Raw genomic sequence first — 7,088 nt, 5'->3', positions numbered from 1 at the left:
GCAGAGCTAGCTTTCTGCGTGGTGGGACCCGAAGGGGCGAGCACGGATGCCCTCCTGGCGAGCGATGTGGTGGTGAAAGACGTTAAGGACGCAATAGCAATGCTCCTCAACGAGAAGAAGGTCATAGCGACCCTGCGAGGGTGAGTTATGGACTACAGAACGCTGAAGAAAATCGGAACGGCTGAGCTGGTGATCAAGAAGTCCGTCTTCATAGGCTACGCCTCGCCTGCTAAGACAGAGGAAGAGGCCAAAGCATTCATCGCAAAAATCAAAGCCCACCACGGCGACGCAACGCACAACGTCTCAGCATATCTCATCAACGACGGAAAGAACTTCGCGGTTCGCTACGATGACGACGGCGAGCCAAAGGGCAGTGCGGGAAAGCCAGTTCTCAAGGTTATCCAGAACAAGGGTTTGAGCAACGTCGTTGTCGTTGTCACTCGCTACTTTGGCGGCATAAAGCTTGGATACGGTGGTTTGGTCAAGGCCTACAGCGACGCGGCCAGCCTGGCCATCGAGAACGCGGGGATAGTGGAGGTATATGAAACGGAGCGGTTTGAGGTTACCTTTCCCTACAATCTCTTTCACACGGTTAAAGAGACCGTTGAGAGGGCTGGAGGAAGAGTGGTCGGCGAAGAGTATGGGGAGCTGGTAAAGTTCACCGTCGAGACGAGGAAGGGCGAAGCGGAAAGCTTGATGGGGCTTTTGACAGAGAAGACTAGGGGGAGGGCGAGGCTGAGGCCGCTGTTTATGCGTGAGGTCTGATTTTTACACCCCGTGTAATTTACATGGGGTGTAAAGAGCAAGGGGTGTAAAAATCCTGCCATCACTCGCTTTTTTCTTCCTCCAGAATCCTCTCCCAGACCCTTATCGCGGCCCATTTGTCCAGGAACTCGTTGAAGGTGCCACACTTCGGCGAGAGTACGCAGACTGGACAGCCGTCCCTGCAGGAGCAGGAACGGAGGTGTTCGAGGCTCTTCTCCATCAGCTTCTCGGCGTTCTCATAGAGTATCGGGGCGAGCCCCGCGCCCCCTTCGTTCCCGTCGTAGATGAACACGACCGGCCTTCCTGCGTGGGGCAGGCCCGGAAAGCTCGCGTAGCTGTAGCCGCCGAGCTCCCTGCTGTCAATGTAGGTGAAAATGGGTGCGATTTTTATCATGTTGTGTTCTATCGCGTGAAGTGCCGAGCCGATTCCATCCTTGCTGTCGATCATCTTCTTTATCGCAAAGGCCAGTTCCTCATCGCTGATTCCAAGCCTCTGGAGGGCGTCGCCGATGCTCTTCTTTATGACATGGGTGGTCGTCCCGAGGTAGAGCGGAAAGAGCTTCCTTCTGTCGAGGTTGGTATAGAGGGCAAAGGCTGGGTCTTCAAAGCCCTTCTCAGCGGCCACGTCAAAGAACTCCCGGAACTCCTCGCTCGTGACTTCCCGTATTGAATCCGGAAAAACGAGCCATATACCCTCGGTCTCAAACTCCCTTACGTAGGGTTCCTCGAACTCAACCTTCGCGAACTTCTCCCAGTTGAGGATCGAGAAGTCCTCCTCCGCATCCACTCTCTCGCCGGTCATAGGGGAGTGTATCCCGGCCCTAAGAATCCCCCTCTCCTTCAATCTCAGCAGTTCCCTAACGTAGTTGCCGGTATCGGCCCCTTTGACGGCGAATCCGGTGTAGACGTGCCTGACCCTCAGCCGGCCGAGGTGTATCTCAACCTCCCGGTGGGTTTTCTTCCGCCTGCTTTCCAGTATCTCTACCTCCTCTCTCTTGGCCACAAAGGTTTCCACGTCCCAGAAGCGGTTGAGTTCCCTCGCAAAGACGAAGTGAAACTTTCCGAGGGTGAGCCTGTCCCCGACCATGTAGAGCTCTCCCCTTGAGAAGTAGCTCATCCCCGGAAGGAGCGAGCGGTGGTATTCCTCTGAATCGACCTCCTCGACGATGTAACCTTTAAGCTTGAGCCAGTTTACGAAGTTAAGAAGCTCCCTGAGCGAGGACTTCTCCATCAGCCTGCCCCTTATCCAGGGTTCGTCTTTGACGAGGAAGAACGTTTCGTCGCTCGTCGTCCTCAGGGAGGAATAGCTGAAGGCCGGCTTCCTCAGGCGAACCTCAAGCCTGCCTGTGAGCGGATTTTTCTTCAGGTCGGCCTTACGTTCGATGACGAGCCTCTCGGCAATCTTCCTCTCGAACCCGTCAAGCTCGTCCCAGTCAACTATTCCCAGCTCCGTGAGGAGGTAGTGGAGGTGCTTCTCCGCTATGCGTTCGTTCTCCAGGCTGACGGGCATGTATTCGATTATACCCCTTTCCAGCCTCTCAACGAGCTCGTCGAAGTGTTCTCTGTAGTAGTAATCGAGACCGTTCTTCCTGAGAACTATGGCGTTCAGGGCCTCCCTTTCGGTTTTTCTCCCAGCCCGGCCGAAGCGCTGAATCAGCGAGAAGAGCCCGTCCGGAGGGATGCCGTAGTTGATGACCGCATCGAGGTCCCCGATGTCTATGCCGAGCTCAAGGGCGTTGGTCGTCAGGAGAACGAGCAGCTTACCCTCCTTGAAGTCCCGCTCTATTTCCCAGCGGACGTTCTTGGGAAGGGTTCCCTTGTAGGTGGTGACCTTCGAGAAGACCCTCGAACCGAGGAGGAAGCGGAGGAGCTTTTCGGTTCCCCTACGGCTGTCGAAGAATACCAGCGTCTTAACCTTCTCCTCCGCGAGCCTCTCAACGACCGCCCGGAGGAGCTGCCTCTCGTCCAGATTCCTTGGCTCGAAGAGGACGAGATATCTCCTTGGAAAAGGGTTGGTGGCGCGGCTTATTGCACTGAATCTCCTCCTGAAGAGCTTCTCCGCAAACTCCTTCGGGTTTCTCAGCGTTGCCGAGAGTGCCATGATCTGGGGCTTTGCTCCAAGGCGCCTGAGCCGGAAGTCGAGGCGGCGGAAGAGATATGCAAAGTTGCTCCCGAAGACGCCGCGGTAAACGTGAAGCTCGTCCACGACGAGGTAGCGGAGGTTCCTCAAAAGCCACTCGTAGTCGCGCCATCTCCTGAGGATATTGTAGTGGAGCATATCCGGGGTAGTGAAGATGACCCTCGGCTTTTCACGGAGGATTTCCCTGCGCTCTTCCCAGGGGACGTCGCCCGTCAGAATCCTCGCGCTGACGTGCTTTCCTGTGAGGCGGTAGAAGGCGAGGTTCTGGACGGAAAACTTTTCGAGCTGGTTGTTTATGAGGGCCCTCGTGGGGTAGACCAGGAGATAAATCTTTCTCGGGTCGGAGAGGTAGGAGTCAAAGATGGCCAGCCTGAAAATCTCGCTCTTACCGCTGGCCGTTGGCGTCGTGACAACGATGTTCTCCCCTGAGTACAGCTTTTCCAGGGCCTCAACCTGATGGCGGTAAAGGGAAAAGCCGAGCTCTTCGAGGAGTTCGTTTATCTCGGGGTTGTTGAAGCGGAAGTTACCGAACTCGCCCTCAGCGGGAGGAAAAACGTGGACCCTCGTTATCTCCGACTTGAGGGGCTTGAGCGTCTCGAAGAGTGACATGGGGATAAGTTCGATGGAGTGGCTAAAAAAGTAGCGGGCACCTGCCGTTGAAACAGGTTTTTTGGTGAACTCGCAGGATGGAGAGGAGGAACCAAACCCGCAACCCTTTAAAACCCTCCCCCTCAGCCTAACCCGGTGGTGAGTGATGAGGATAGCGGTCATCGATTACGACAAGTGCAACCCAGATAAGTGCGGCAACTTCCTGTGCGAGCGCGTTTGTCCCGTCAACAGAATGGGCGGAGAGGCGATAATCATAGACGAGGAGAACTATCGCCCCGTGATTCAGGAGGCCAGCTGTACCGGTTGCGGAATCTGTGTGCACAAGTGTCCATTCAACGCAATAACCATAGTCAACCTTCCGGAGGAGCTTGAGGAGGGCTGTGTCCACCGCTATGGGATAAACGCCTTCGTCCTCTACCGCCTGCCGGTCGTCAAGGACGGAATGGTCGTTGGAATACTGGGCCCCAACGGAACCGGTAAGACGACGGCGGTCAAAGTCCTCTCGGGCCAGATCGTCCCGAACCTCTGCGGCGACAACGATGACTGGGACGCCGTCATAAAAGCCTTCCGCGGGAACGAGCTTCAGAACTACTTCGAGAGGCTGAAGAAAGGCGAGATAAGGCCGGTTGTCAAGCCGCAGTACGTTGACCTGATACCAAAGGCGGTAAAGGGCAAGGTCAGGGACCTGCTGAAGAAGGCCGACGAGGCGGGCAAATTCGATGATGTGGTCAGAGAGCTTGAGCTTGAGAACGTCCTTGACAGGGATATACGGCAGCTGTCAGGCGGTGAGCTGCAGCGCGTGGCCATAGCGGCCGCGATGCTCAGGCAGGCCCACTTCTACTTCTTCGATGAGCCCTCAAGCTATCTCGACATAAGGCAGCGCCTCCGGGTCGCCAGAATAATTCGCAAGCTTGCCGACTCCGGAAAGGCTGTTCTGACTGTCGAGCACGACCTGGCGATTCTCGACTACATGAGCGACATAATCCACGTGGTCTACGGAAAGCCCGGGGCGTACGGTATATTCTCCCAGCCCAAGAGCACGCGCAACGGCATAAATGAATTCCTGCGCGGCTACCTCCGCGACGAGAACGTTCGCTTCAGGCCGTATGAGGTCAGCTTCACCAAGAAGAGCGAGAGGAAGAGCCAGGATGGTGAGATACTGGTTGAGTACCCGAGGCTGGTAAAGGACTATGGAAGCTTCCGGCTTGAGGCCGAGGGGGGAACCCTCTACGTCGGAGAGGTCGTCGGCATAGTGGGCCCCAACGGAATAGGAAAGACCACCTTCGTTAAGATGCTCGCCGGTGTTGAAAAACCAACGGAGGGTGAGGTCGACTGGACGCTCACCGTAAGCTACAAGCCGCAGTACATTAAGGTGGACTACGAGGGAACCGTCTTCGAGCTGCTGAGCAAAATCGACGCAGGGAAGCTGATGAACAGTTTCTACAAGACCGAGCTCCTGAACCCGCTGGGCATTCCTGATCTCTACGACAAGAAGCTGAACGAGCTGAGCGGTGGAGAACTCCAGAGGGTCGCGATAACTGCCTGTTTAATCCGCGATGCCGACCTGTACCTCCTGGACGAGCCTTCCGCCCATCTCGACGTCGAGCAGAGGCTGGCAGTCTCAAAGGCCATACACTCCCTTATGGCCAAGAACGAAAAGACGGCCCTCATAGTCGAGCACGATGTCATGATGGTGGACTACCTCAGCGACAGGCTCATAGTCTTCGAAGGAGAACCCGGAAGGAGCGGAAGGGCCCTCCAGCCGATGGGGATGAGGGAAGGCATGAACCGCTTCCTGGCCTCGGTTGGGATAACCTTCAGGAGAGACCCCGAGACCGGAAGACCGAGGGCAAACAAGGAGGGCTCCGTAAAGGACAGAGAGCAGAAGGAGAGGGGCGAGTACTACTACGTCTCTGCGTGAGGCCTTCCATCGGGCCTTTCATGTTTTCCACTTTTCTGCGGCATTTCTCATTTTCAAGTGATGGATTGTGCATCCGAAATCTTTTTAAACTAAACTGGCATATGTAAGCTAGAACATACATATGTTGGTGATAGTATGATCAGGTTTGACACAATTGCTGGAAGGCTCTCTCAGACAAAATGCCGCGGGAGGTGCCGGTGATGGCAAGATGGACGGCTCCTGCATGGCTTAGGGGTACGATTGACCTCGTCCTCACCATAGTGTTCGTGATACTTGCCGTGTCTGGGGTAGCCCTCTATCTGGCCCCCTCGGGAAGGATAGCGGACACAATAGGGTGGACGTTCCTTGGAGTGGACAAAGACACGTGGACAAACGTACACACGTACATGGGCTTCGCCATGATCGGGCTTATAGCAGTACACCTGATAATAGGATTCCGTAGCATGATCACCATGCTCAGGATGGGGTTCAAGCAGAGCAGGTTAAAGCCAACGGTGGCTTTTCTGCTGACCATGGTACTCATCCTCGGCGGATTCCAGGTGTACAAGGCATACTTCACCGAGGAGGACTCAACTGAAGACACCGATTACGTGGCCTACCTCCCAAGCGACCTCAACAACACGACTTACACCTATGTGGAGATAACCGGCTCAATGCTGAAGGCCTACACTCTCCAGCAACTGGCGGATATCTACGGAGTCCCAGCAGATGAGCTGGCAAGGGTGCTGAAGGAAGACTACGGCATTGAGGCCAAACCTGACGAGCTGCTTGAGGTCATAGAGGCCAACAACGGACTGGATCGTGAGGTCTTCAAGGAAGAGCTGGCCTCGGCCATCGAAAAACTCCTTGGAATAAGCAATGCTGAAACCAATGCCACATCGGAAACAACGGAAGGAGGTGATGGCTGATGGGACCGTATTTCTCCGAGTACCTCTACGCAGAGACGCCCGGTTACGTGACCTACCTGAGCATAGCCCTCTGGCTGGTTCTTCTGGCAGTGGTGGCCATCTCAATGTACTCCCTCAACAGGAGCCTCAGTACCCTGCTGGTGGAAATGAAGGGGGTAAATGCCACCGCCCTCGAGCTGATGAACGAGACCAGCGACGTGCGGGAGATATTGGAAGAGGTTTGAAGGTAGCGTTTTCCTTTATTTTCTCCTGTCTCATTCTGAAGGATTTAACTTTTTGCATTTTCCCCTAAGAGCACTCATTAAACACAGATAAACGATGGATAACGTTGTTTAACGGTAAAAATTAGAAAAAGGCAGGAAAAACCGATTCAGTAAACAAACATGAATTTAAGCAGACGATTTCGTAAAAAAAGCTTAAATATTGCTTTTTTCATAAAGAATATCGAGGTGAAGTGCCATGATGTGGAAAAAAGGCATTGCATTGCTCTTTGGTTTGATGCTCGTGGCAACCACACTGTCCTTCGGGAAGGTAGCGGCCGAGGGCACTTCAGTGACGGTGATCTTGGTGAGTGACAATGAGGCCGATTGCGCTATCGCTGAGTACCTGGCCAATGTGACTGGTGCGGTGATTGTCACAACCACGTGGGGTGCTTACGACCCGAACGTGACGGCGGAGATCATGAGTTACGCCCCAGATGAAGTGATAATCATCGGCGGGCCTGATGCGGTCGTTGAACAGTACG

5 protein-coding genes and 2 pseudogenes are annotated in these 7,088 nt (G+C 54.7%); 6 read left to right on the top strand and 1 reads right to left on the bottom strand.

Translation table 11 applies throughout. The features are described from left to right. Window positions 1-144 (top strand): annotated as a pseudogene (locus tag F7C11_RS04760) (HAD family hydrolase); the annotation flags it as partial. A gap of 3 nt (window positions 145-147) precedes the next feature. After that, on the top strand, window positions 148-765 hold the full coding sequence (locus F7C11_RS04755) for a YigZ family protein (protein WP_297091470.1): 618 nt from the start codon (window positions 148-150) through the stop codon (window positions 763-765). A 61-nt stretch (window positions 766-826) separates the two neighbouring features. On the opposite strand, the gene F7C11_RS04750 is transcribed toward F7C11_RS04755, so the two are convergent. Then, window positions 827-3,514 carry a DEAD/DEAH box helicase gene (locus F7C11_RS04750; RefSeq protein ID WP_297091468.1) on the bottom strand — a complete coding sequence of 896 codons (2,688 nt, stop codon included), beginning with the start codon at window positions 3,512-3,514 and terminating at the stop codon, window positions 827-829. A 145-nt stretch (window positions 3,515-3,659) separates the two neighbouring features. Between F7C11_RS04750 and F7C11_RS04745 the strand changes: the two genes are divergently transcribed. From F7C11_RS04745 to F7C11_RS04730, 4 genes and pseudogenes are all read left to right on the top strand, one after another. Continuing rightward, window positions 3,660-5,435 carry a ribosome biogenesis/translation initiation ATPase RLI gene (locus F7C11_RS04745; protein ID WP_297091466.1) on the top strand — a complete coding sequence of 592 codons (1,776 nt, stop codon included), beginning with the start codon at window positions 3,660-3,662 and terminating at the stop codon, window positions 5,433-5,435. Window positions 5,436-5,635: 200 nt separating this feature from the next. Continuing rightward, a complete protein-coding gene (locus F7C11_RS04740) occupies window positions 5,636-6,343 on the top strand; it encodes a DUF4405 domain-containing protein (RefSeq protein WP_297091464.1) in 708 nt (235 codons plus the stop codon). Further along, window positions 6,343-6,567, top strand: a complete 225-nt coding sequence (locus tag F7C11_RS04735) for a hypothetical protein (RefSeq protein WP_297091462.1) — start codon at window positions 6,343-6,345, stop codon at window positions 6,565-6,567. The genes F7C11_RS04740 and F7C11_RS04735 overlap by 1 nt, the downstream gene beginning before the upstream one ends. 235 nt (window positions 6,568-6,802) lie before the next feature. Further along, a pseudogene (locus F7C11_RS04730) lies at window positions 6,803-7,088 on the top strand (hypothetical protein); the annotation flags it as partial.

The sequence above is a fragment of the Thermococcus sp. genome (genome assembly GCF_015521605.1).
Classification (GTDB): Archaea; Methanobacteriota_B; Thermococci; order Thermococcales; family Thermococcaceae; genus Thermococcus.
The sequence above is the reverse complement of the archived record's forward strand: the minus strand, read 5'-3'. Positions and strand labels throughout refer to the sequence as shown.

What these genes read in the sequence shown, in the direction of transcription:
- F7C11_RS04755 (WP_297091470.1), top strand. Translation starts at nt 148, where the DNA reads ATGGACTACAGAACGCTGAAGAAAATCGGAACGGCTGAGCTGGTGATC.
- F7C11_RS04750 (WP_297091468.1), bottom strand. Translation starts at nt 3,514, where the DNA reads ATGTCACTCTTCGAGACGCTCAAGCCCCTCAAGTCGGAGATAACGAGG.
- F7C11_RS04745 (WP_297091466.1), top strand. Translation starts at nt 3,660, where the DNA reads ATGAGGATAGCGGTCATCGATTACGACAAGTGCAACCCAGATAAGTGC.
- F7C11_RS04740 (WP_297091464.1), top strand. Translation starts at nt 5,636, where the DNA reads ATGGCAAGATGGACGGCTCCTGCATGGCTTAGGGGTACGATTGACCTC.
- F7C11_RS04735 (WP_297091462.1), top strand. Translation starts at nt 6,343, where the DNA reads ATGGGACCGTATTTCTCCGAGTACCTCTACGCAGAGACGCCCGGTTAC.